Source organism: Rhizobium sp. BK312, from assembly GCF_014193605.1.
Classification (GTDB): Bacteria; Pseudomonadota; Alphaproteobacteria; order Rhizobiales; family Rhizobiaceae; genus Rhizobium.
The window spans coordinates 132,123-155,682 of the sequence record NZ_JACHZP010000012.1 but is presented as its reverse complement, the minus strand read 5'-3'; the positions used below and the strand labels follow the sequence as shown (position 1 = coordinate 155,682).

Sequence of the window (23,560 nt, the reverse complement as noted above, 5' to 3'; positions counted from 1 at the left end):
ACAACAGGCCGTGACGCGCCGAACATTTCCGCGAGCTTGGCTTCCGCCGGCAACCGCTCGTTCACAGGAAAGGTTCCATCCGCAATCATCGCGACGATCCTCTCATAGATGATGTCGCCGAAGCGCGTCACGCCCACACCGGAATCGTTGGCGACAGAGAGTTTCATCATCGTCCTTCGTGAATGGCGGCGCAGGCATAGCGCACCTGCGCGTTCAGAATTACAAAATATGTAAAAATATGTCAACTATTGTAATTATCTGAGAATGTAATATGGTCGCGACGCGGTGCATGGCGACGGGACGGGAGCCGGTCGCATCGGTCGAGGCAAAGCCCGGCCGAAATCAAAATGGGAGGGATTCGATGCGCGATGAAATATTGTCCCGCGGCGTGAGTAGACGCGCCGTCCTGGGAGGTATGGCGGGGATGGCAGCCCTGTCTCTGGCCGGTCGTGTCAACGCTGCCGATGCAGGTGGCGAGGCGCCCGCCCTGGCTGCGCTCGTCAAGGAAGGCAAGCTGCCGCCGCTGGCCGACCGCTTGCCGAAAAAGCCAATGGTGATCACCCCTTACGAGAAGGTCGGAACCTATGGCGGCACACTACGGCGTGGCTTGCGCGGCTCGTCCGACCATAATGGCATTCTGCGCATGGTGGGCAATCAGAGCCTGGTGCGCTGGAACCTCGAGTTTACCCAGGTCCTGCCGAACCTCGCCGAACGCTGGGACGTCAATGCCGACGCTTCGCAATTCACCTTCTACCTCATTCAAGGCGCTCGCTGGTCCGACGGCCATCCCTTCACGGCCGACGACGTCGTTTTCGCCATCGAAGACTGCGTCAAGAATACCGATCTCTATAGCGCGGCGCCGGCGCAACTGTCCGTCGCCGGCAAGGCCGTCAGTGTCACGAAGATTGACGACTATACGGTGAAATTCACCTTTGCCGCTCCGAACGCGCTCTATCTGGAAAATCTCGCAACCCCGCTCGGCCAGCACCCGACGCTGTTTCCGAAGCACTATTGCAGCCAGTTCCTGCCTAAATACAATCCGAACATCGCCGAGGATGCGAAGAAGGCCGGCGTCAGCAATTGGCCCGAACTCTTCCGCGCCCGCTGCGGCGACATCGAAATCCCCTCGCGGTGGGGCAATCCCGACAAACCGACGCTCGATCCCTGGGTCGTCAAGGAACCCTATACCGGCGGTGCAACCCGCGTCGTCATGACGCGCAACCCATACTTCTGGCAGGTCGATACATCAGGCAACCAGCTTCCCTATGTCGACGAGATCAATTTCGGCATCTCGCAGGATGTGGAATCGCTGATGCTGAATGTCATCTCCGGCAAGATCGATATTCAAGAGCGCCATATCAGCGTGCTCGCCAACAAGCCGACGCTTTCGCAGAACATGAAGAAGGGTGACTATCGCCTTCTAACTCTTATTCCTTCTACTTCGCAGCAATGCCAGATCTACCTCAACATCACCCATAAAGATCCGGCCATGCGCAAGATGTTTGCAGACAAGTCGGTCCGGCAGGCGCTCTCGCTCGGTATCAACCGACAGGAGATCATCGACATCGTCTACTTCGGGCAGAGCCAACCCTACCAGGCCGGGCCGCGACCGGAGCATCCCTGGTACAACGAGAAATATGCTCGCCAGTTCACCGACTACGATCCGGACAAGGCCGGCGCCATGCTGGACCAGGCCGGTTATGGCAAGAAGGATGCGAACGGCTTCCGGCTCCGGCCGGATGGTCAGAAGATGTTCTTCACCGTCGACGTCATTCCGACCCTCTATCCCGATCTGGTCGATGCTCTCGAGCTGGTGAAGGCACATTGGGCACAGATCGGCGTCGACATGAAAGTCAACACGATCGAGCGGGCGCTCTACTATACGCGCGGCGACGACAACGCCCATGATGCCCAAGTCTGGCCAGGCCCTGGCGGCCTCGATCCGATGCTCGATCCGCGCGACTTCTTCGCTTTCCACCCGCAAGGCTCGCGCTACGCAATCCCATGGTCGGTCTGGTACACCTCGAACGGCAAGCAGGGCGAGGAACCGCCGGAAAGCCAAAAGAAGCGTATGAAACTTTTCGATGAGGCGCGCTCGACGGCCGATCTCGACAAGCGCGGCGCGGTCATGAAGCAGATTTTTGATATCGCCGCCGAAGAATTTGAAACTGTTGGCCTTTGCCTCGCCGTCGGCGGGTTCGGCATCATCCGCAACAATCTGCACAATGTTCCCGAAAAGCAGCCGGACAGCTGGTCGTGGCCCAATCCGGGACCGGCCATGCCGCAGCAATTCTTCTTTACCAGCTGATCACACCGATCCGGCGCCGCCTTGCATGGGCGGGCGGCGCTTTCCCATCATGCGGAGCTGCCCGCGGCAGCGCTCACTGCGAGAAACAGCCATGCTGGTCTTCATCGGTAAACGCCTTTTATGGATGATCCCATCCCTTTTCGCGGTCAGCTTTCTAGCCTTCGTGCTGATCCAGCTGCCTCCCGGCGACTATGTGACGACATATATCGCCACGCTCGCCTCTTCGAATGAAGTGGTCGATCAGAACACGGCCGCGCAGCTACGCGAGCGCTTCGGCCTCGATCAGCCGATGCTCATTCAATATCTGAAATGGATGTGGGGCATTCTTTCGCGCGGCGATTTCGGTATCTCGTTCGAATGGCAACAGCCGGTCTCAGGCCTTATCTGGGAGCGCATGGCGCTGACGCTCATTCTGGCGCTTGCGGCGCTGATTGCCACCTGGGCGATCGCGCTGCCGATCGGCGTCTATTCCGCCGTCAAGAAATACTCGATCGGCGATTATCTCTTTACCGCCTTCACCTTTCTCGGACTTGCCATTCCCTCCTTCCTGCTGGCGCTGGTGCTGATGTATATCGCCGCGGTCGAGTTCGGCCAGGATGTCGGCGGCCTGTTTTCCTCTCAGTTCGAGACGGCACCCTGGAGTATCGCCAAGACGGTGGATCTCCTGTCGCATTTGTGGCTGCCGGTCGTCATCCTTGCAGTTTCATCGACCGCAAGCCTCATCCGCGTCATGCGCGCCAATATGCTGGACGAGCTGCCAAAACCCTATGTGACGACGGCACGGGCAAAAGGCCTCTCCGAGTTCCGGCTGCTGGTCAAATATCCGCTGCGCATTGCCCTCAATCCGTTTATTTCCACCATCGCTTGGCTGCTGCCCAATCTCATTTCCGGGTCGGTCGTCGTGGCGATCGTCCTCAACCTGCCAACGGCGGCGCCCTTGCTGCTGCAGGCGCTGATGGCACAGGACATGTATCTCGCCGGCGCTTTCGTGCTGCTGATCTGCGCGCTCACGCTGATCGGGTCACTCATCAGCGACATTCTGCTTGCCCTCGTCGATCCCCGCATCCGGTTGGAATAGGAGCAGCCCATGGCCGATATCGCCGTCACGACCCTGCGCCCCGACCGCGCCGCCGTCGCCTCGCAATGGCAGCTGATCTGGTGGGCCTTCCGCCGCCACAAGCTTGCCATGGTCGCCCTTATCGTCACCGTGATGATGTATATCGTCGCGATCGTGCCGGGCTTCTTTGCCATAAACGATCCCAATCAGCAAAACGCGCGCGCAACCTTCCACCCGCCGCAAAGGGTGCATTTATTTGACACGGATAACGGCTTTTCCCTCGGGCTTCACTATTATCCGCTGAAGCTAACCCGCGATCCGGAGACACTTGCACCGATCTTCAAGGAGGATACGACGAAGCCCGTCTCCATCAGCCTGTTCGGGAGAGGCTATGAGTATTCCGTGCTCGGGCTCTTCACGAGCAACATCCATCTCTTGGCATCTTCCGACAAGTCGACGCCTCTTCTTCTGTTCGGCGCAGACCGGCTCGGGCGCGACGTCTTCAGCCGCACCGTTCAGGGCTCACAGATTTCACTGTCGATCGGCCTCGTCGGCGTCTTCTTTTCGCTTCTGCTCGGTATCGTTCTTGGTGGGGTTTCCGGCTATTACGGTGGAAAGCTCGACTTTTTCATCCAGCGCCTGATCGACTTTGTACTGTCGCTGCCCACCATCCCCATCTGGCTCGCCATGGCGGCAGCGCTACCGCAAGGCTGGCCGGCGGCACTGCAATATATGATGATCACGATCATCCTGTCCTTGACCGGCTGGGCTCAGCTTGCCCGCGTCGTACGCGGCCGCTTCCTATCGCTGCGGACGGAAGAATTCGTCGCCGCCGCAAGGCTCGACGGCGCCAGCGAGGGGCGCATCATCTTCCGCCACATGCTGCCGAGTTTTGCCAGCCACATCATCGCTTCCATCACGCTTGCCGTGCCGGCGATGATTCTGGCCGAGACGTCGCTTTCCTTCCTCGGGCTCGGCCTCCAGCCGCCGACCATCTCCTGGGGTGTGCTGCTGCGCGAGGCGCAAAACATCCGCTCGATCGCAACGGCACCGTGGCTCTTCCTGCCGGGTGTCGCCGTCGTCATCGCCGTCATGGCCCTGAACCTTCTCGGCGACGGCTTGCGCGACGCGGCCGATCCCTACAACAAATGAGGCGGGAATGACCGATATCGTTTCCATGAACACCGCTCGTCCGCTGCTGCAGGTCAAGAATCTCACCGTCGACTTCCCGTTGCGAACCGGCACCTTTCGCGCGGTCGACAATCTCTCCTTTGCCATCGAGCCGGGAAAGACGCTCTGCGTCGTCGGGGAGAGCGGATCCGGCAAATCGGTCACCGCGCGCTCTATCCTGCAGATCGTCGACGCCCCCGGCCGCATCACCGGCGGCTCGATCATTCTCAACGGCATCGGCGGCAGTTCGGTCGATCTCGCCAAGCTCAATCCGCGCGGGCGGCACATCAGATCCATCCGCGGGCGCGATATCGCCATGATCTTCCAGGAGCCGATGGCCTCGCTCTCGCCGGTCCACACGGTCGGCGACCAGATCATGGAGGCGCTGCGTCTTCACACGCGCATGAGCAAGGCGGAAGCACGCGCCGAGGCGATCTCGCTTCTAAAGCAGGTGGAAATCCCCGCTCCGGAAAAAGCCATAGACCGCTACGCCTTTCAATATTCGGGCGGCATGCGCCAGCGCGCCATGATCGCCATGGCGCTTGCCTGCAAGCCGCAGCTGCTAATCGCCGACGAACCGACAACGGCGCTCGACGTGACGACACAGGCCGAAATCCTCGACCTCATTGCCCGGCTGCAGAAGGCCACTGGCATGGCGGTGCTGTTCATCACCCACGACATGGGTGTGGTCGCACAGATCGCCGACGACGTGCTCGTCATGCACAATGGCGTGGTTAAGGAATATGGTCCGGTCGAGCAGATCTTCCATGCTCCGAAGGACGATTATACCCGCATGTTGATCGGTTCCGTGCTGAAGCTCGAAAGGAAGGCGGAAATCCGTCTGGCGCGACCGCCTCTCGATAAAGGCGCAGCCCCGATCCTCGAGTTGCGCAATGTCTCGATGGCCTTCGGCGAGGTCCGCGCCCTCGATGATGTCTCGATCTCGCTCTTGCCGCGCGAGACGCTCGGCATCGTCGGCGAGAGTGGGTCCGGCAAAACGACGATGGGTCGCTCGATCATGCGCCTTATCGATCCAAGCGCAGGCGAAATCCTTTATCGCCGCGCCGATGGCGATATCACCGACTTGGCGCGCGCAAAGGGGGCGTCCCTTGCGGCCGCACGCCGCGAGCTGCGCATGGTGTTCCAGGACCCGTTCGGCTCGCTCAATCCGCGCATGACCGTCTCGCAGATCATCGGCGAACCATTGCTCGTCAACGGCGTCGCCAAGGGCCACGCGCTCGATGAGCGCGTCTGCCATCTGATGGAGCAGGTCGGGCTCGATCCAAGGGCGCGCGAGCGCTATCCGCATGCCTTCTCCGGCGGCCAGCGCCAGCGTATCGGCATTGCCCGCGCCATCACGCTCAATCCGCGCATCATCGTTGCCGACGAGGCGACATCGGCTCTCGATGTCTCCGTGCGTTCACAGGTCCTCGATCTTCTGATGCGCCTGCAGGACGAACTTGGCCTCGCCTATATCTTCATCAGCCATGATATCGGCGTCATTCGCTACATGTGCGACCGCGTCGGCGTCATGTACAAGGGCCGCCTGGTCGAGGTTGGCGATGCCGACAAGGTCTGCAATTCACCCGACCATGCCTATACGCAGGCGCTGATTTCGGCGATCCCGCGCCCCGACCCTCGCGATCGCGATCGCTCGCGACGCTTTCGCTATGTCGAGCCGGAAACCGTGAAGAACGGAAGCGCTGCGTGATGGCCTTATTCAACCAGGCCGGAACGCTTATTTGCCGCGCTCGGATTTCGCCGCAGCACGGCAAGGATCTCCCCACCTGCGGCACCTCCCATGCCGCATTTATAACCACCGATAGAAGGAAGTAAGATGAAGATCGACCGCATGCGGGTATTCATGACCCGCGACAAGGATCGCCCGCGCGTTATCGTGGCGCTGGATACGGATGACGGACTGACCGGCTGGGGCGAGTGCTACAACCACGGCCCGGATTTGGCGCTGCCGCCGATCCTCGACTATCTCTATGGCTTCATCGCCGGCCAGGATCCGAGCCGGATCGACTATCTCATCAACCTCTTGATCCAGCAGAGCCGCTTCCCGCCCGGCGCGCTTGGCCTTTCGGCCATTTCCGCGCTCGACCATTGCCTTTGGGATCTCTCGGCAAAGGCTCTCAATGTCCCGGTCTACAAGCTGCTCGGCGGTGCGGTTCGCGATCGCATCAAGGTCTATGCCGGCGTTTATACCGCACCGGATGCGCCAGCGGCACGCGACGAGCTCGATCGACTGAACGTCGAATGGGGTTTTACCGCCTTCAAGCTCAGCCCCTGGCGCATCGACATGCATGCCCATCGCTGGGGCAATGTCGTGAAGGCATCGGCTGACTATTTCCGCTCGCTGCGCGAGACCGTGCGCGACGATTATGAGATCGCCTTCGACGCCCATGCCAAGATCTTCGAGCCGATCGCCGCCCGCCAGCTTGGCAATGCGCTGGCGCCCTATGACCCGCTCTTCTACGAGGAGCCGCTGCGTCCGGAAAACATCGAGATGTGGGGCGAACTGAAACAGGGCCTCAATTGTGTGCTCGCGACCGGCGAGTCCCTCTATAACCGCAACGAGTTCCTGCGTCTGCTGCAGGTCAAGGGCGCCGACCTCATCCAGCCGGATATCTGCGTGGTCGGCGGCATCAGCGAGATGCGGCGCATCGCGACGATTGCCGAAGCGCATTTCGTCGGCGTCGCTCCACACAACCCGATGGGGCCGCTCGCGACCGCCGTCAATGTGCACTTCTCCGCCGCCGCGCAGAACTTCAAGATCCTCGAATACCGGCTGCCGAAGGGCCAAGCCTATGTCTATGGCGGCAACGAGGTCGAGCAGCGGCAGGGGGAAACCCGCTATGTCGTCGATCCCTATCTGCCGAAGGACGGCTATCTCGAGTTGAGGCCGGACCGACCCGGCTGGGGCGTCGACATGGATGAGAAGGCCATGGAAGAGGAAGGCTATATTCATTGGCAGCGGCGCGTGCCGAAGCGTCCGGATGGTTCGTATGCCTTTGCGTGAGCTTGGCATCAGCGTCACCTGAAAAATCGGGGCGGCCATTGGGCCGCCCCTCTCATTTGGTGGATGCTTTTGCTCGCGTGCGTTTGGCGAGAGCGTCCTCGAGAAGGAGCGTTGAGGATAGGCTCCGGCGGAGTGATGCTGCAGCATTACAGCGCCTATAGGGTTGCTGAGAACTTCAATCTGCTGGCGGCGCTAGCGCCGGGCCGCGTCGATCTCGGAGTCGGCAAGGCGCCAGGCGGTCTTCCGCTTTCGACCGGTGCGCTTCAGAAAGCATATGATCCCGCCCGCCTCGCACCTGCCCTCTCCTGACGAAAGAAGGTCAATTTAGCGCGACTGTTTCATGGCCTACCAGAAGTCAACACGTTTTGCGCCTGCGCCAAGCCGAAAGCTGGATCAACGCTCCAACTCCTTCAGGCGCTGGGCTATGAGCCGGCGCTGCTCTCATCCACTGCCGGTTTTTGTTGCGGCGCGGCCGCCAAGCGCCGCCGCGGCATATCGCCGAAGAGGCCGCCGGGACGCACCAGCAGGATGATGCAGAGCATGACGCCGATTGCTACGATCTGCAGCGATGCCGCACGAGCCTGCTGCTCTGGCGAAAAGAGGATACTCGTCAGCGCACCGGAGCCGGCCCAGATCGCCCAGACCAGAACACTGCCGATGATAGCACCCTTGTTGCTGCCAGAGCCGCCGACGATCAACATGACCCAGACCTGAAAGGTCAGGATAGGAAGGTAATTGTCCGGTGCGATGAAGCCGATGAAATGTGCCTGCATGGCGCCGGCCAGTCCCATGATCGCACCGCCGACGGCAAAGGCCTGTACGCGATAGAAGCGAGCGTTTTTGCCGAGAGAAATGGCGGCGCGCTCGTCCTCACGCAACGCCTTGAGAACACGCCCCCAGGGGCTTTTCGCCAGATGCTCCAGCGCAAAATAAACGATCAGCATCACGACAGTCACGACGCTGAGATTCGCCAAGTTGAAAAGAAGTGGCGTTTCAGCAAGGCCAGAAAATGGGCGAGGAATGAAGCCGATGCCAAAGGGGCCGCCGGTCAGCTTCTGCGCATTCAGCGCCACGAGCTGGACGACGACTGCCACGCCGAATGTGGTAATCGCCAGATAATCGGATTTCAGCCGGAGCGTCGCCACGCCGATGACGGCGGCGGCAAGACCGGCGACAATCATCGCACCGAGCCAACCGACGAGGATCGGCAGATCGAACCCGCCGAACCGCCCGGCCGTATCGGGCGTCGTCAGCAGGGCCGAGGTATAGGCGCCGATCGCTACGAAGCCGGCGAGCCCGACATTGAAGAGGCCGGTCAGGCCCCATTGCAGGTTCAGGCCGAGCGTAATGAAGGAAAAAATCAACGCGGTCGTCAGGAAGAAAGCGCCGTATCCAATAATGTCCATCATCGCTCCTTCACTCCGAAAAGGCCGATCGGCCGGATGAACAGCACCGCCATCAGGATGATGAAAGAGATGGCGGCACGCCATTCCGCGCCGATAAGCTGAACCGCGGCCGCTTCGGCAAGGCCGATGATCAAGCCACCGAGAACCGCGCCCGGCACGCTGCCGATACCGCCGAGAATGGCGGCGGCAAACATCGGCAATAGCATGTCGAAACCCATCAGCGGACGGATCTGTACGAGAATGCCGATCATGACGCCGGCAACGCAGGCGAGCCCTCCACCGATCAACCATGTGACGCGCACGACCTTGGCGACATCGATGCCAACGACACGGGCAAGTGCCGGGTTTTGGCTCAGCGCCTGCATGGAGCGGCCCGTCTGCGTCCTCGTCATCAGCATATGCACGCCGAAGACCAGAAGCGCCGTGACGATCAAAAGAGCAATCTGATCGGGCGTGATGCGAATGCCGAAGCCGATGGGCATGGCGATCTGGATGGCGCGGCTAAAGTAGGTCGGGCGCGATGTGAAGAGAAACTCAAGAAGGCTGCGCAGCGCCATGGAAGCACCAAAGCTCGCCATGACGACGATAATCGACTGGCCCTTGGCGCGCAGTCTCGCAAACAGCACCTTGTCGAGCGCGAGGGCAAGGAGGCCGGTAAAGCCCATCGCCACGATCACGGCCACGATCAGCGGCCAGCCGAAGGAGAGCGGGCCGATGGGTGCGACCTTACCAAAGATTGCGCCGATGGCGCTCACCACAGCAAGCGTCGCATAGGTGCCCCAAGCCATGAAGTCGCCATGGGCGAAGTTCGAGAAACGCAGGATCGAATAGGTGAGCGTCACGCCGATGGCGCCAAGACCGATCATCGAGCCCGTCAGCAAGCCGTCGACGATAAATTGCAGATTCATGCCGAACCTCCCTTTATGGAAGATGCTGGTCGCTGACCGAGATAGAGTTCGGCAACGACAGGGTCGTTCCAAAGCTCGGAAGCCACGCCTTCATGCCTGTCCTTGCCCTCGACGAGGACATAAGCGCGATCGCCAATCGCAAGTGCCGCCTTGGCATTCTGCTCGACCAGCAGAATAGTGACGCCAGATTTTCGGATTTCCGTCAGCATGTCGAAGACCATCGAAACGAATTTTGGCGAGAGGCCCGCCGAGGGCTCATCGAGCACGAGAAGCTTCGGGTGAACGATGAGGGCGCGCGCGACGGCCAGCATCTGCCGCTGCCCCCCGGAAAGATTGCCGGCGGCGATGCGGCGATGACGAGCAAGATCCGGAAAGGTCGCATACATTTCTTCGATGCGAGCAGGCACGTCTTTCGGCTTCAAAATGCCGCCGGCGACCTTCAGATTATCCTCGACGGACATCAGCGGAAAGACATTCTCCGTCTGCGGCACGAAGGCGAGGCCGAGCCGCACCATGATGTGCGCAGGCGTACTCGTAATATCCCTGCCGGCCAGTTCGACCGTGCCGCTTTCGACCGGAACGAGACCGGCAATCGCCTTGATGAAACTCGATTTGCCGGCGCCATTGGGGCCGAGCACAACGACGATTTCCTTCTCCCCCACCGCAATCGAGGCACCGCGCACGATCGGAACACCCGGCTCGTAGCCGGCAATGAGATTTCGAACGCTCAAAACCGGTTCGCTCACGCCGCGCCTCCCAAGTAGGCCTCGATCACACGCGGATCGCGGGCGACCTCTTCCGGCGTGCCCTCGCAAAGAAGCTGGCCGCTCGCCATCACAAGCACGCGGTGACACAGGCGGGTGACCATATCGATATTGTGTTCGATCAGAAGAAAGGTGACGCCGCGCTGATTGATATCGCGGATGCGGTCGATGATCGTCTCGAGAAGCGTCGCGTTGACGCCGGCGGCTGGCTCGTCGAGCAGGATGAGGGCAGGATCGGCCATCATGACGCGGGCAAGCTCCAGAAGCTTGCGCTGGCCGCCCGACAACACGCGGGCCGGCTCGTGCGCCAGACGCGTCAGGTGAACGAGGTCGAGCAACTCCATCGCCTTGGCATGGGCGGCCTTCTCTTGCGCGACGACTTTCCACGACCGCAGGAAATTCGACAGCAGCTGCTCTCCCGCCTGGTCCTGGGCAGCCAGCATGACATTGTCGAGAAGCGTCAGATTGGGAAAAGGCCGCGGGATTTGGAAGGTACGACCGAGGCCGCGACTAATCCGGCGATGCGCCGCCTCGCCTGCGACTTCGGCGCCGTTCAGAACGATTTCGCCGCTGCTCGGCGCAACACTGCCGGCCAAAAGGTCGAACATCGTCGTCTTGCCGGCGCCGTTCGGACCGATCAAGCCGAGGATCTCGCCCTGGCGCACATGCAAGGAAACGTCGTTGACCGCCACGAGACCGCCGAAACGCCGCACTACGTTTCTGGCTGTCAGGACGGGCCGGGCTTCCTCCCCATGCCGTTCAGTTGTCGTACTCATGAGATCCCTCTAGCCGGAAGCGATCGTTGCCACTCCCTGATTATTTGATTTGTGATCACACTTGCATTGATCACGCTAATCAGCTTTAATCCTCTTCGCAAGCCGAAAAAAGGGATTTCGAATGCAAAAGGCCACCGCCGACAAGAGCGATCCGATTGCCGCACAGCTTGCGCCAGTGGGGCGAGAAACCGTTCAGGACCGGGTCTATCTGGAGCTGCGCCGCGCGCTGATCGGCGGGCTGTTCGAGCCGAGCCAGGTGCTGACGATCCGCGGTCTTGCCGACGCGCTGATGACCAGCACCATGCCAGTGCGCGAGGCTCTCGGTCGGCTGATCACGGAAAAAGCGCTGGAAGCTCTCCCCAACCGGTCCGTTCGCGTACCGCCGATCACGCTGGAGCGCATGGACGACCTTCTGCGCGCCCGCATCTTGATTGAGGGCGAGGCGATCGCGCTTGCAGCAACCCGCATGACACCGCGCCAGATTACGACGATCGAGAGCATGCTCGGTGAATGGGACGAGATGCGCGCGCTGAAGCACAAGAAGGACGTCGACCGCGAGGTGACGCTCAATCAAGCCTTTCATTTCGAGATCTATCGCGCCTGCGGTTCGGCCGTGCTGATCCCGATGATCGAAAGCCTTTGGCTGCAATCCGGCCCCTGTATCCGCGTCGCCATTTACGCCTTCTCGGATGCCGGCGAGGTCGACACCGCCCATTATCACCGCACGATCGTCAAGGCGATCGCCGCGCAGGATGCAAAGGGAGCCCGCGATGCGCTGGTGGCAGACATCAGCCGGCCGTTCACCTTCCTGCGCAGCAAACTGGAAGCCGAAGCCAAGAAGGGCCAATCCGTATGAGCCAACGCGCCATCAAGATCTCCGAACCCCGCTCCGGTCTCAGTCTCTTGGCACCTCTGCTGGAAGCCAAGGCGCCCGATAATGCCGCCTTTTTCTGGAATTATCTCAGTGAAACGCGCGTAGTCGGTGGCATTCACGCCATGTGGACCGGCCCGGAAATCTCATGCCCGATCCCGCCGGCGCATCTGAAGGGTGCTTCCTATGCGAACGCCCTGCCCGCCGAAAACGCAACGCTGACGCCGCAGCCAGGTGATATCGTGCTGAGCTACGTGCCGCCGCGCATGTGGGGCGGCAATCCAGATGCGATCTTCGATATCGGTCTGTTCTATGGACCCGGCGCCCGCTTGCTCTTCCCGATCGGCTGGCTTGCCGGCAGCGTCGTCGCACAGGTGCGCCCCGAGGAGCGCGAGCACTTCGCGGCAGCCTGCGGCGTCATCCGCCGCAACGGCGCCTGCGACGTCACCTTCGAGCGCGCGGAGATCTGAGATGACAGCTGCAAGCGACGACAGTTTCGAGCTCTTCGACCTTCGAGTGGAAGCGGTCATTCCCGAGGGCAAGCCGATCTATTGCGGCGCCAAGCCGGGCGACTATTTCGAACTCAAGGGCGAAATGCTGTCCCTGCCTGCGGGGCAGGGCTTTTCGATCTACTCCATTTCAGCCGTCCTGCCGCTGCTGGCGGCCAAGCAACGGCCCACTCACAAGAACGACTGGATGACCTCGGACGCGGAAATCGCCTGCCCCGACCCGAACTGCGCGAGCCGGCTGCGCATCGTCAGGACGGGCAAGCGGCGGTTCAGCCATGCCGAAACGACGGCTGTGCCGTTGCCCGAAGGAGAATGAACGGTATGACCGCCAAGATTTTTGAGCTCAGCCCCGGATACAGGATTTCCCGCGTCATCCGCGGTGGCTGGCAGCTTGCCGGAGGACATGGCGCCATCGATCGTACCCAGGCCGTGACCGACCTGATCGCCGCTTACGACGTCGGCATCCGCACCTATGACTGCGCCGACATCTATACGGGCGTCGAGGAGCTGATCGGCGAGGCGCGCGAGCGGCTTCGCAACGAGCGCGGCACGCAAGCCGCAGGTGCGATGAAGGTCCACACGAAGCTGGTGCCGGATCTGGAAAAGCTCGCAACCATTAGCCGCAATTATATTCGTGGCATCGTCGACAAGTCGTTGCGAAAGCTGAAGACCGAACAGCTTGATCTGGTCCAGTTTCACTGGTGGGACTACTCCACGCCCGGCCATCTCGAAGCCCTGAGCTGGCTGGACGAGATGCGCCGCGAAGGCAAGGTCCGAAATGTCGGCACGACCAATTTCGATACGCCTCATATTGCCGAGATTCTGAAAGCCGGCATTCCACTCGTCAGTCAGCAGCTGCAATATTCCGTTCTCGACCAGCGGCCATCGCGTAGCCTCGCGAAACTAGCGGCGGAGAACGACGTGAAGTTCCTCTGCTACGGTTCGGTGGCCGGCGGCTTCCTGAGCGACAAATGGCTGGGGCAGCCGGAACCGGAAATGCCGCTCGAGAACCGCTCTCTCGTCAAATACAAGCTGATCATCGATGACTTTGGCGGCTGGGAGCTGTTTCAATCACTGCTCGGCACGCTGAAAGCCGTCGGCGATCGTCATGGAGTCGATATCGCCACGATCGCCAGCGCCTGGGTGCTGGAGCAGCCGCAGGTGGCCGCAGTCATCGTCGGCGCCCGTAATCAGGCACATGCGCTCGCCAACGCCAAGATCATGGATATCGCCCTATCGGACGACGACCGCCGGCAGATTGCGAGCATCATCGCCCAAAGCCCTGGCCTTGAAGGCGATGTCTACACGCTGGAGCGCGATCGCACCGGTAGGCACGGTTCAATCATGCATTACAACCTGAATGCGGGGAAGGTATGAGCCAGCAATCCCCCCTCTTCCAAAAGGCCAGCGCCGAGGTCCGCGATTTCCATCGCTTCTTCGAAGCCTGGTATGACGCCGCAACCGCCGACAAGACCGATTTCGGCCGCTGCGAGCGCACCTTCGGCCAGGCTTTTCACATGATCCCGCCGACCGGCCGCGTCTTCGACCGCACTGAGACCATCGAGCTGATCCGGGCAAACCGGGCGACGTTTCGGGGTAATTTCACCATCGAGATTTCGGATATCCGCGCGAGCTACGAAACCGTGGATACCATCGTCCTGACTTATGTCGAAGCGCAGATGCGCGCCGGCAAATATAGCCGGCGGCAGGCGAGCGCGCTTTTCACCGCAAGTTCATCGGCACCCAACGGCGTCGAATGGCAGCATCTGCATGAAACCTGGCTGCAGATGCCGGAGACCTGACAGGTTCTAAAAAACAGAAATGAAAATCGTTGACCGAACAAGGGGAACAAAGATGAAGAAGACGATATTTCAAATCACCACGGCTCTGGCCCTTCTGACCGCAGCCGGTGCCGCCAATGCCGCCGACTGCAACGTGACGGTCGGCCTCGTGATGGAACTGACCGGCCCGGCCGGCGAATACGGCCAGGCGGGCGCAAAATCTGTTGAGATGGCCTTCCGCGACCTCAACGCCGCCGGCGGCGCCCATGGCTGCGATCTCGTGACGGATACGCGCGACAGCCAGAGTCAGGGCAATGTCGCGGTTGATGCCGCGACCCAGCTCGTGCAGGTCAAGAAGGTACCGGCCATCATTGGCGGCATCATTTCTTCGGTGACGATCCCGATTCTGACCTCGGTCACCGCGCCGGCCAAGATCGTGCAGGTATCACCGGCCGCCTCTTCGCCGACACTGACGGCGCTCGGCCGCGACGGCAAGACCAACGGCATCTTCTTCCGCACTATCACATCGGATTCGCTCCAAGGTATCGCCGCCGCCAAATACGCGATCGACAAGGGCTTCAAGAAGCTCGCGATCATCCACGTCAACAACGATTTCGGCGTCAACATGGTTGCCGAATTCTCAAAGGCCTATAAGGCGCTCGGCGGCACGATCGTCTCGACGACGCCCTACAATGAAAAGCAATCGAGCTATGCATCGGAAGTTACCGCCGGCATGGGCGGCGATCCGGACGGCCTCTATCTCGTCAGCACACCCGTCGACGGCGCGACCATCGCCCGCACCTGGATCTCGCAAGGCGGACCACAGAAATTCCTGCTCAATGACGGCATGAACAGCCCTGATTTCATCGATTCCGTCGGTGCCGACTATCTGAAGGACGCCTATGGCACCTCCTCGGGCACGACGCCGACGCCATCGACCGACTATTTCAACAAGAACTACAAGGATTTTTCGGGCATCGAGCCGACCAACCCGGCCGCAGACCGCGCCTATGATGCCGGCGCGATCGTCGGTCTCGCGCTGGCAATCGCCGGCGACGACACATCCAAGTTGAAGGATGACATCTACAGGGTCGTCGATCCCAAGGGCACACCGATCTATGCCGGCAAGGAAGAATTCACCAAGGCGCTCGGCCTGATCAAGGAAGGCAAGCCGATCCGTTACGAAGGCGTCATCGGTCCGGTCTCCTTCGATCAGTATGGCGACATCACCGGCCCCTTCCGTCTCTGGAAGATCGCCGACGGCAAGGTCACCACCGATGGCGAGCTGAAGATGGAAGACGTTTCAGCCCTGAAGGATAAGATCAAGTAGGCGACACTCTACTTTGCAAAAAGGCGAGGGGCACTCATCGGCGCGCCTCGCTTGAAATCATCCTGGCGCAATCCTTTCAGCGGCTGATCTACGGTGACAGCTATCTGGCGTAGTTTATTGAGAGACCCTCCGCTGATGCCCAGCAGTGCCGCCCGCCCTACCAATCCGACCCTGTGGACGCTGACAGCCGACCCCGCCCCTGAACTTTCCCGCGGCCTGCCTTCCCGCTCAGACGTCGTCGTGATCGGCGGTGGCTTCACCGGCCTGACCGCTGCACTTCATCTTGTTCGCGCCTGCCGCTCTGTCATCGTCCTCGAAGCCGGACGATTGGGCGCCGGTGCCAGCGGCATGAATGCCGGTTTCGTCGTTCCCAATTTTGCCAAGGCCGATCCGGCGACCGTCCGTCAGAAGCTGCCGCGCGGCAAGGCAGACGCGCTATTGTCGCTCGTCGGTGCGGGTGCCGACGAGATCTTTGCGACCATCGCGGAGGAGCAGATTTCATGCGATGCCGCGCAGACCGGTTGGCTGCAGCCCGCGTATGGCGACGACATGGCTGCGATCCTGCGCCAACGGGCGAAGGACTGGACAGAGCTTGGCCGTCCAGTCGAATTTCTCGATGCCGGCGCCATTCGGAGCGAGACCGGTATGGAGATCTATTCCGGAGGATTGATCGATCACTCCGGCGGCACCCTCCATCCCCTGAACTATCTCTATGGGCTCGCGGGCGCGGTCATGCGGCGCGGCGGCAATATCCGCGAAAACAATGTGGTCGAACACGTCGAGCGACATGGCGGCACCTGGCTCGTCGGCCTCGGTGGCCATGAAATCGAAACGGATGTCGTCATCCTGGCCACCAACGCCTTCACAAGCGGCATAGCCGCGCGCATGGGCCGAACGGGCGTGCCGTTAAAGGTGTATCAAGTGGCAACGAAGCCGATCGATGCCGAAATCGTTGCACGGATCGCCCCAAATCGCCGGCCTGTCGGCGATACACGCTCCAACCTTTTCACTTACCGGCTCGATCGTGACAACAGGTTGATCAGTGGCGGCATGGCGATCAATCCAATCGGCGCCTTCGAGCGTGTCGGCCGCGCTGTCGTCGACCGGCTCGTATCCGAACTCCGCCTGCCGCGCCATCCCGGCATGGAGATCGTCTGGACCGGAATGGCGATCATGACGCCAGATTTCCTGCCGCGTCTCTACCGTTTCGGCGACGGCTTCTTCGGAGGAATCGGCTGCAACGGCCGCGGCATCGCCATGACGGCGCAACTCGGCCGGACACTGGCGAGACTGGCGCTGGGTGAAATCGCCGAATCCCTGCCGATCCCGCTGCAGTCCAGCCGGGCGCTGCCATTTCACCGGCTCATGCCTGTCGTTGCCTCGCTTGCCTTGACGCATGCACGCTTCGAAGATTGGCGAAATGGCCCTCGATAAAGCGCTGGTGTCGCTTTGCCTTTAATTCGGAGATTTTTCGCGTTTTGCGTCGACTGACGCCGCTTTTTGCCCTCAAGTACGAGACGACGATCAGCTTCGTTCGAAGTATTTGATGTTGAGACGCGACGTCGTTCTCATCTGACGGCCGATCTGGTTGACGGTTGCGAGCAAGCGGTCGTCCTTTTGATAACTTCGGAGCAAGGCGACCGCGGCGAAGTCATCGATACCAGTGGTAAACAACGCCGCTTTGAGTAGCGGATGTCTCTAGACCACTGCAATATAGGCCGGATTTCCTCGGCGATAAGTCAGATCTTCAGGCCTTCAGCCGTCCCTACGATTGCTGTGCGAGTGGCAAGAGCTCGCGAGATCGCTTTTTCACATTTTGAGAACACAGACCCAAAGCCGGTAAGTTTTCGCTCCCTCGGAAAGTCTGAGCGCATCAATGAAGGTTGATGTCGATGACGCTTGTTTCGACAAGCCCAAACTTGACTATTCTCGAAAGCTTCACAGGTCCGGTTGAGTGAGCGCCGGCGGTCTGGGGAAGAACCCTCGCGAAAAAAACGATTTGTCCTTGTCGAGAACGGATCTCCTCGTGCGTCTATAGAGGCAAGGGCGCGAAAACCACGATGCGCGCTCGCCCGCTTCAGACAGCAGACGCGAAAACGCCGAAAGGCTGATTGGATCGCGGGACGGTCGGAATGGATCAAAGGAGCAAGTACATGGACATGACCGAGTTGAGACCAGCGAAGGAACTGGCGGAAAAGCGCGCGAGCAGATTCACGAATGAATCCCCGGATTACGCCGAGGCAAGGACGGCCCTGCTGGCGGAGGAAATCGAAGTCCGGCGACATCTCACGAGGCTTGCGGAGCAACGCCGCCGTCTGCCTCCAGGCCCGGTGGTCCAAAAAGACTATCGCTTCAAGGACGAGAACGGCGACGAGGTCGGTCTCGCGGACATGTTCGGTCATCACGATACGCTAGTAACGTACTTCTGGATGTTCGGCCCGCAGCGCGAACGGCCCTGCCCCATGTGCACGAACTTCCTTGGCGGAGTGAACGGCAACGGCGCCGATGTCAAGCAACGGGTTGCCTTCAAGATCATCGGTCGCAGCCCGGTGGCACGGCAGCGCGCTTTCGCCATCGAGCGGGGCTGGCGCGACCTGGACTTCGTCCAGACCGTCGGCGACGACTACGCCCGTGACCTAGGCCTGCTGAATGACAACGGATCTGAAAACCCCGGATTCACCGTCTACCAGAAGGATGGGAAAGATGTCCGCGTCTTTTACAATGGCGAGATGCCGACCGCAGCGGCGGACCCGGGCCAGGATCCAAGGGGGGCGGTCGACATCGCGCCACTCTGGAACATTCTTGACATGACGCCTGCCGGGCGCGGTGCGGACTGGTACCCGAAGCTCAGTTACTGAACACGATCATTGCAGTCACCGATCTCGACGCTATGAGTCAGAAGTCACGTGGGGCGACAGGCGGCACCAACTCCTCCTTTCAACCTCGGCGAGCTGCATGCCGGCCCCACAAGGCGAGGTCTCCGCAGGCTGGGCATGGAGTTCCGGCCAGATCTCGCGTGCCTGTGGAACGATCGACTGCATGGATTATCGCGGTGCGGGGACCCGCGAACCGTCGTTACCGTTGCAACGCCTGCGAACATTCCCGCCGCCTGTCAGAGCTGCTGCCGGACCAAGCGTCTTTCCAGCTCGAGCATCGCGTCGTGGCGCGTCCGCCGTTGCCGCGCCGCAAGACTTAAGGCACTCGCGAGAAACCTATCCACGATGCGGGTTCCTAACCGCGATCCTTGAACTGGGACCTTGCCGCGCTTTTACGGAAATGGCCGCTGTCGCCCCACCTGCCGGCAAGATTCGCACGGCAATGCCACGACCTCCATATGGTTCAATGTCATAAACGCTTGGCTTACCTGCCTCCGGGGCTTGCATGGCTCCATTAAGTCTCACACGCTTCGACGTTTAGTAGCTGCTTCAGGATAAGCTGCCTCACGCGTCTGTCGCGGCGGGTTGCGCGCGGACCGGTGAGACCGCGACAGGCAACAACATGGATGCGCTGCCAGTCCTGGTTCATCATCGTACAAAGGCCGCTTTTTATTTCCTGCTACGCACTGGCAGGTATTTTACTCAGCAACTTATCTAGCGTGATCGGCAGATCACGAACCCGAATTCCGGTCGCGTTGTAAACGGCATTGGCAACGGCGGCGCCGACACCGGTAATGCCGATTTCGCCAATGCCGCGTGCGCCCATAGGCGCCTGCGGATCGGGTTCATTGGTATAAAGGATATCGATCTTCGGAACATCCATCTGAACCGGCACATGATATTCGGCGAGCGAAGCATTCACGACACGGCCGGTGCGCTCGTCGAAATTGGTTTCCTCGGTGAGCGCCAGACCAATACCCATAACGATACCACCCTTGAACTGGCTGGTCGCCATCTTGGCATTGAGGATCTGGCCGGCATCGAAGGAACCAAGGAAACGCGACACGCGAATTTCGCCCGTGAGTGCGCTGACCCTGACCTCACAGAACTGCGCGCCGTAGGAGTGCATGGAGAACGCTTCCATTTCCGCCGGCGCCGGTGCGTCCGCTTGGCAGACCAGTTCGTTGCGGCCAGACCGGCCGAGAATGGACTGATAGCTTTCAAAGCGATCAGGATCGTCGCGATGACCAAGACCACCATTCCGTGGTTCAACTTCGGCAAGCGAAAGCCCGGCGAGTGGTGAGTCGTTGCCGGCGAGTTTGATCAACTCCTCGATAAAGGCTTCTGTCGCCGCGATCACAGCGCCGCCGATTGATGCCGTCTGGGTTGAACCACCGGCAATAACCCCGCGCGGCAGGCTGCTGTCGCCATATTCGAAAGTGACGTTTTCCAACGGCACGGCCAATCGGGCGGCGATATGCTGAGCCTGAGCCGTCGCCGTCCCCATGCCCATGTCATGTACAGCGGTCGAGACGGTTACGTGACCATCCGCCGTTAGCTTGATCTTGGCAGCGCCACCCGGGAAGCGATGATAGGGATAGGTCGCGGTGGCGCATCCCATGCCGATCAACCATTCGCCATCGCGTTTCCGCCGCGGCGTCCGACTGCGGTTCTTCCAGCCGAAGCGTTCCGCGCCCGCCTCATAAGCCTCGATCAAGTGGCGTGACGAAAACGGCTTGCCGGTGGTCGGGTCCTTTTCCGGCTCGATACGGCGCCGCAGTTCGATCGGATCCAGATCAAGCTTTTCCGCCAGTTCGTCCAGCGCGCATTCGAGCGCGAAGGTCCCGACGGACTCACCGGGCGCGCGCATGAATGTGTTGGCGAGCATGTCCATGTCGGCGACATCCTGCGCGAGCTTGAAGGTTTTTGCCGCATAGAGATGCCGCGCCGGGAAGGTAAACTGTTCCGGGCAGGAATTGTGCAGTGTCATGGCTGCGGTGCCGGTGTGGATGAGCGCATCCAGCTTGCCATCCGCACGCGCACCGAGCGCCACACGCTGCTCCGTCACCGTACGGCCGCCAACGATGCGGAACACGCCTTCGCGCGACAGCATGATGCGCACCGGCCTCTTGGCCAGTTTCGAGGCTGCAATGGCAAGGATCTGATGATCCCACAGACATTTTCCGCCAAAACCACCACCGACATAAGGCGAGGTCACGCGTACTTTGCCCGGCTCAAGACCGAAGATATCACAGAGCTGCCCGGCAGTCAGGTCAAGCAACTGACTGGCATCGTGCACGCGCAATTCGTCACCGCTCCAGGCCACCGTTGCCGCATGCAGTTCGATGGCATTGTGGTTGTGGCGCGGCGTTCGATAGATGAGATCCACCTTGACCTCGGCATTGGCGAGAGCCGTTTCAGCATCGCCGATTTCCAGCACGGGTGGCTGCCCAAGCAGCGTTTCCAACTGCCTTGGCGTTTTCTTTGCCTCGTTGAATACTGTCACGGCTGGCAGACTTGCGTAGCGCGCCTTGATCAGGGAGGCGGCGTAATCTGCCTGTTCTTGCGTTTCGGCCAGAACGAGTGCTATCGGCTGACCATTCCAGTGGATTTCATCATTCTGCATCACCGGCAGATCGCTCGCGCCAGCAGCGGTCGGCGACGACATCATCAGCGACGGCGCCTTCATGCGCGGCGCATTGTGATAGGTCATAACGAGGATGACCCCGGGCGCTGCTTCCGCAGCCGCCACGTCGAGTTCGGTGATGCGGCCGCGCGCGATGCTGCTGAAGGCAAGTGCTGCGTAACTGATGTTCTCATAGGGAAACTCGGCGGCAAAACGCGCCTTGCCCTGCACTTTCAAGGAACCATCTACACGCGAGAAGGGCTGCCCGAGAGCGCCATGTTTGCGCAGGAGCGGATCAGGCGTGACGGCCGGCTGCCAGCGGCCCGGCTTGTTGGTATCGGCTTGAGGGTTGACGCTCATGCGTTTTCTCCCTTCAATTCGTCGAGCACGGCGACAATCGTGCGTTTCGCCAGTTCGATCTTGAATGCATTTTCACGGAGAGGAACGGCATCGGCGAGCTCAGCTTCTGCCGCAGCCCGGAAGGCTTCCGTGCCGGCCACCCGCCCCTTCAGCGCAGCTTCCGCCTTCGCCGCCCGCCATGGCTTGTGTGCCACACCGCCGAAGGCGAGGCGCACATCGCGCACGATGCCGGCGTCGTCGATATCCAGAGCAGCCGCGACCGATATGAGCGCAAAGGCGTAGCTGGCGCGGTCGCGAACCTTTCGGTAGGTCGAGCGGCGCGCAAACCCGAGAGGCGGGATTTCGATCGCCGTGATCAGTTCATCCGGCTGCAGTTCCGTTTCGACCTCTGGCCGATTGCCCGGCAGGCGATGCAGCTCGGTGAGCGGCATGCTGCGGGTACCCTCCGAGCCCTGCAGGTGAACCACTGTACCGAGCGCGACAAGGGCGACACACATGTCTGACGGATGGGTGGCGATACAGGAATCGGACGCACCCAGAATGGCGTGGTAGCGATTGAACCCTTCAAGCGCATCACAACCAGCCTGCGGCTGGCGTTTGTTGCAGCGTGCTGCGTTGTCATAAAAATACCGACAGCGGGTGCGCTGTAGGATATTGCCGCCGACCGTCGCGACGTTGCGTATCTGCGCACTTGCGCCCGCTAGAATGGAACGCGACAGCAGGGGGAAATCGGACCGGATGGCCGGATGCGCTGCAAGCGCCGTATTCTTGGCCACCGCACCGATCAGCAGACTGCCATCGGCGCGCTGATCGATCTCTCCAGGCAGATGCGTGACGTCCACCAGTGTTTCCGGCTTTTCGACGGTCTCGCGCATGAGATCGACTAGATTGGTGCCACCGCCCAGATATTTTGTGGCGGGACCGGATTTCTTCAGGGTGACGGCGGAAGTGGCGTCCGACGCCTGCCGGTAGGAAAAGATGTTCATGCCCATTGCCTTTCCTCGGTGGGGGCCGCTATCTGATGCGCCAGCGTTTCGGCAATGGCCTCGACGATGCCGTTGTAAGCCCCGCATCGACAGAGGTTGCCGCTCATGCGTTCGCGGATTTCACGCTCGTCGATCGGGATAATGGCGGCGGCGAGATCACCCGTGACGATGCTCGGGATGTTGCGCTCGATTTCGCCAGCCATCCCGATAGCGGAACAGAGCTGGCCCGGTGTGCAATATCCGCATTGAAAGCCATCGTGCTCGACAAAGGCCTGCTGTAGCGGGTGAAGATTGCCATTGGCGGCAAGCCCTTCGACGGTGGTGATGTCACGTCCCTGATACTGAACGGCCAGCGCCAGGCAGGAATTGATGCGCTCGCCATCCACAAGGACAGTGCAGGCGCCACACGCGCCCTGATCGCAGCCCTTCTTGGTTCCCGTGAAGCCCAGATAGTTGCGCATGAGGTCAAGCAGCGACGTGCGGATATCCGCCTCGACATCGATTGCTTCTCCATTGACGATAAAATGCATAAGGACATCTCCCTTGGCTAAACAGCATTGGCGATGATGAACCGCAGGGTTAGAACGAATGTCTGCGGTCAGTTGATCCCCCAGCGAGAGAATATTTTTATCGGTCCCGGCAGGTAACTCGGCGTGCAGGCCCACCGAACAGCCCAATCGGCGCCTTGATTCGGTCGTTGACCTCCTGCGAACGCCCAGGGTCCAGAAGGCGCTGCATCCGCTTTCATGGGTCCGGCCGCTGTCCAGCGCGCCCAGATAGAACGTGCGGTGCCTGCAAGGCAGCGTC

At 60.7% G+C, this 23,560-nt stretch carries 21 protein-coding genes and 1 pseudogene; 14 read left to right on the top strand and 8 right to left on the bottom strand.

Annotation, left to right across the window (positions count from 1 at the left end):
- The coding region (locus tag FHT85_RS27610) for a GntR family transcriptional regulator (RefSeq protein ID WP_183774612.1) at nt 1-167 on the bottom strand (167 nt) is incomplete at its 3' end.
- 194 nt (nt 168-361) lie between these two features.
- On the opposite strand from FHT85_RS27610, the gene FHT85_RS27605 reads away from it, so the two are divergent.
- The 6 genes and pseudogenes from FHT85_RS27605 to FHT85_RS27580 form a co-directional block, all read left to right on the top strand.
- Nucleotides 362-2,308, top strand: a complete 1,947-nt coding sequence (locus FHT85_RS27605; protein WP_112411170.1) for an ABC transporter substrate-binding protein — start codon at nt 362-364, stop codon at nt 2,306-2,308.
- A 91-nt stretch (nt 2,309-2,399) separates the two neighbouring features.
- Nucleotides 2,400-3,386, top strand: a complete 987-nt coding sequence (locus FHT85_RS27600; protein WP_112411167.1) for an ABC transporter permease — start codon at nt 2,400-2,402, stop codon at nt 3,384-3,386.
- 9 nt (nt 3,387-3,395) lie between these two features.
- Complete coding sequence (locus tag FHT85_RS27595) at nt 3,396-4,517, top strand: ABC transporter permease (protein WP_112411166.1); 1,122 nt, start codon at nt 3,396-3,398, stop codon at nt 4,515-4,517.
- Between the two features lie 7 nt (nt 4,518-4,524).
- Nucleotides 4,525-6,246 (top strand): ABC transporter ATP-binding protein, encoded by a 1,722-nt coding sequence (locus FHT85_RS27590; RefSeq protein WP_112411165.1) that lies wholly within the window; start codon nt 4,525-4,527, stop codon nt 6,244-6,246.
- Between the two features lie 126 nt (nt 6,247-6,372).
- Complete coding sequence (locus FHT85_RS27585; protein ID WP_112339213.1) at nt 6,373-7,560, top strand: galactarate dehydratase; 1,188 nt, start codon at nt 6,373-6,375, stop codon at nt 7,558-7,560.
- A 114-nt stretch (nt 7,561-7,674) separates the two neighbouring features.
- A pseudogene (locus FHT85_RS27580) lies at nt 7,675-7,848 on the top strand (alkane 1-monooxygenase); the annotation flags it as partial.
- A 134-nt stretch (nt 7,849-7,982) separates the two neighbouring features.
- On the opposite strand, the gene FHT85_RS27575 reads toward FHT85_RS27580, so the two are convergent.
- The 4 genes from FHT85_RS27575 to FHT85_RS27560 are packed head-to-tail and all read right to left on the bottom strand — an operon-like array spanning nt 7,983 to nt 11,414.
- Complete coding sequence (locus FHT85_RS27575; RefSeq protein ID WP_162709677.1) at nt 7,983-8,969, bottom strand: branched-chain amino acid ABC transporter permease; 987 nt, start codon at nt 8,967-8,969, stop codon at nt 7,983-7,985.
- Nucleotides 8,966-9,874, bottom strand: a complete 909-nt coding sequence (locus tag FHT85_RS27570; RefSeq protein WP_112339215.1) for a branched-chain amino acid ABC transporter permease — start codon at nt 9,872-9,874, stop codon at nt 8,966-8,968. The genes FHT85_RS27575 and FHT85_RS27570 overlap by 4 nt, the downstream gene beginning before the upstream one ends.
- A complete protein-coding gene (locus tag FHT85_RS27565) occupies nt 9,871-10,620 on the bottom strand; it encodes an ABC transporter ATP-binding protein (protein ID WP_112411164.1) in 750 nt (249 codons plus the stop codon). The genes FHT85_RS27570 and FHT85_RS27565 overlap by 4 nt, the downstream gene beginning before the upstream one ends.
- Nucleotides 10,617-11,414, bottom strand: a complete 798-nt coding sequence (locus tag FHT85_RS27560; RefSeq protein ID WP_112411163.1) for an ABC transporter ATP-binding protein — start codon at nt 11,412-11,414, stop codon at nt 10,617-10,619. Before FHT85_RS27560 ends, FHT85_RS27565 begins: the two co-directional genes overlap by 4 nt.
- Before the next feature lie 121 nt (nt 11,415-11,535).
- Here FHT85_RS27560 and FHT85_RS27555 point away from each other — a divergent pair, with 121 nt between their 5' ends.
- From FHT85_RS27555 to FHT85_RS27520, 8 genes are all read left to right on the top strand, one after another.
- Nucleotides 11,536-12,270, top strand: coding sequence for a GntR family transcriptional regulator (locus FHT85_RS27555; RefSeq protein ID WP_112411162.1), 735 nt, complete (start codon nt 11,536-11,538; stop codon nt 12,268-12,270).
- Nucleotides 12,267-12,755: a DUF3830 family protein gene (locus tag FHT85_RS27550; RefSeq protein WP_112411161.1), complete on the top strand. Its 489-nt coding sequence runs from the start codon at nt 12,267-12,269 to the stop codon at nt 12,753-12,755. Before FHT85_RS27555 ends, FHT85_RS27550 begins: the two co-directional genes overlap by 4 nt.
- Nucleotide 12,756: 1 nt before the next feature.
- The gene (locus FHT85_RS27545) at nt 12,757-13,110 is read left to right on the top strand and encodes a TIGR04076 family protein (RefSeq protein ID WP_112411160.1); all 354 of its coding nucleotides are present in this window, start codon (nt 12,757-12,759) and stop codon (nt 13,108-13,110) included.
- Between the two features lie 5 nt (nt 13,111-13,115).
- Complete coding sequence (locus FHT85_RS27540; protein ID WP_112411159.1) at nt 13,116-14,171, top strand: aldo/keto reductase; 1,056 nt, start codon at nt 13,116-13,118, stop codon at nt 14,169-14,171.
- Entirely contained in the window at nt 14,168-14,596 is a 429-nt protein-coding gene (locus tag FHT85_RS27535; protein WP_112411158.1) for a hypothetical protein, read from the top strand. Before FHT85_RS27540 ends, FHT85_RS27535 begins: the two co-directional genes overlap by 4 nt.
- A gap of 52 nt (nt 14,597-14,648) precedes the next feature.
- Complete coding sequence (locus FHT85_RS27530) at nt 14,649-15,905, top strand: ABC transporter substrate-binding protein (protein WP_112411157.1); 1,257 nt, start codon at nt 14,649-14,651, stop codon at nt 15,903-15,905.
- Nucleotides 15,906-16,040: 135 nt separating this feature from the next.
- On the top strand, nt 16,041-17,339 hold the full coding sequence (locus FHT85_RS27525; protein WP_112411156.1) for an NAD(P)/FAD-dependent oxidoreductase: 1,299 nt from the start codon (nt 16,041-16,043) through the stop codon (nt 17,337-17,339).
- A gap of 719 nt (nt 17,340-18,058) precedes the next feature.
- Nucleotides 18,059-18,763 (top strand): DUF899 family protein, encoded by a 705-nt coding sequence (locus FHT85_RS27520; protein ID WP_112339224.1) that lies wholly within the window; start codon nt 18,059-18,061, stop codon nt 18,761-18,763.
- Between the two features lie 697 nt (nt 18,764-19,460).
- Here the strand turns inward: FHT85_RS27520 and FHT85_RS27515 are convergent.
- The 3 genes from FHT85_RS27515 to FHT85_RS27505 are packed head-to-tail and all read right to left on the bottom strand — an operon-like array spanning nt 19,461 to nt 23,283.
- Nucleotides 19,461-21,767, bottom strand: a complete 2,307-nt coding sequence (locus FHT85_RS27515; RefSeq protein WP_112339225.1) for a xanthine dehydrogenase family protein molybdopterin-binding subunit — start codon at nt 21,765-21,767, stop codon at nt 19,461-19,463.
- Entirely contained in the window at nt 21,764-22,753 is a 990-nt protein-coding gene (locus tag FHT85_RS27510) for an FAD binding domain-containing protein (RefSeq protein WP_112411169.1), read from the bottom strand. Before FHT85_RS27510 ends, FHT85_RS27515 begins: the two co-directional genes overlap by 4 nt.
- Nucleotides 22,750-23,283, bottom strand: coding sequence for a 2Fe-2S iron-sulfur cluster-binding protein (locus FHT85_RS27505; protein ID WP_112411154.1), 534 nt, complete (start codon nt 23,281-23,283; stop codon nt 22,750-22,752). Before FHT85_RS27505 ends, FHT85_RS27510 begins: the two co-directional genes overlap by 4 nt.
- Between the last annotated feature and the right edge of the window lie 277 nt (nt 23,284-23,560).

Excerpts from the sequence above, each read along its gene's own strand:
- FHT85_RS27540 (WP_112411159.1), top strand. The coding sequence starts at position 13,116 with ATGACCGCCAAGATTTTTGAGCTCAGCCCCGGATACAGGATTTCCCGC.
- FHT85_RS27560 (WP_112411163.1), bottom strand. The coding sequence starts at position 11,414 with ATGAGTACGACAACTGAACGGCATGGGGAGGAAGCCCGGCCCGTCCTG.
- FHT85_RS27600 (WP_112411167.1), top strand. The coding sequence starts at position 2,400 with ATGCTGGTCTTCATCGGTAAACGCCTTTTATGGATGATCCCATCCCTT.
- FHT85_RS27515 (WP_112339225.1), bottom strand. The coding sequence starts at position 21,767 with ATGAGCGTCAACCCTCAAGCCGATACCAACAAGCCGGGCCGCTGGCAG.
- FHT85_RS27505 (WP_112411154.1), bottom strand. The coding sequence starts at position 23,283 with ATGCATTTTATCGTCAATGGAGAAGCAATCGATGTCGAGGCGGATATC.
- FHT85_RS27520 (WP_112339224.1), top strand. The coding sequence starts at position 18,059 with ATGGACATGACCGAGTTGAGACCAGCGAAGGAACTGGCGGAAAAGCGC.
- FHT85_RS27570 (WP_112339215.1), bottom strand. The coding sequence starts at position 9,874 with ATGAATCTGCAATTTATCGTCGACGGCTTGCTGACGGGCTCGATGATC.
- FHT85_RS27550 (WP_112411161.1), top strand. The coding sequence starts at position 12,267 with ATGAGCCAACGCGCCATCAAGATCTCCGAACCCCGCTCCGGTCTCAGT.
- FHT85_RS27585 (WP_112339213.1), top strand. The coding sequence starts at position 6,373 with ATGAAGATCGACCGCATGCGGGTATTCATGACCCGCGACAAGGATCGC.
- FHT85_RS27530 (WP_112411157.1), top strand. The coding sequence starts at position 14,649 with ATGAAGAAGACGATATTTCAAATCACCACGGCTCTGGCCCTTCTGACC.
- FHT85_RS27575 (WP_162709677.1), bottom strand. The coding sequence starts at position 8,969 with ATGATGGACATTATTGGATACGGCGCTTTCTTCCTGACGACCGCGTTG.
- FHT85_RS27595 (WP_112411166.1), top strand. The coding sequence starts at position 3,396 with ATGGCCGATATCGCCGTCACGACCCTGCGCCCCGACCGCGCCGCCGTC.
- FHT85_RS27590 (WP_112411165.1), top strand. The coding sequence starts at position 4,525 with ATGACCGATATCGTTTCCATGAACACCGCTCGTCCGCTGCTGCAGGTC.
- FHT85_RS27525 (WP_112411156.1), top strand. The coding sequence starts at position 16,041 with ATGCCCAGCAGTGCCGCCCGCCCTACCAATCCGACCCTGTGGACGCTG.
- FHT85_RS27510 (WP_112411169.1), bottom strand. The coding sequence starts at position 22,753 with ATGAACATCTTTTCCTACCGGCAGGCGTCGGACGCCACTTCCGCCGTC.
- FHT85_RS27555 (WP_112411162.1), top strand. The coding sequence starts at position 11,536 with ATGCAAAAGGCCACCGCCGACAAGAGCGATCCGATTGCCGCACAGCTT.
- FHT85_RS27605 (WP_112411170.1), top strand. The coding sequence starts at position 362 with ATGCGCGATGAAATATTGTCCCGCGGCGTGAGTAGACGCGCCGTCCTG.
- FHT85_RS27545 (WP_112411160.1), top strand. The coding sequence starts at position 12,757 with ATGACAGCTGCAAGCGACGACAGTTTCGAGCTCTTCGACCTTCGAGTG.
- FHT85_RS27535 (WP_112411158.1), top strand. The coding sequence starts at position 14,168 with ATGAGCCAGCAATCCCCCCTCTTCCAAAAGGCCAGCGCCGAGGTCCGC.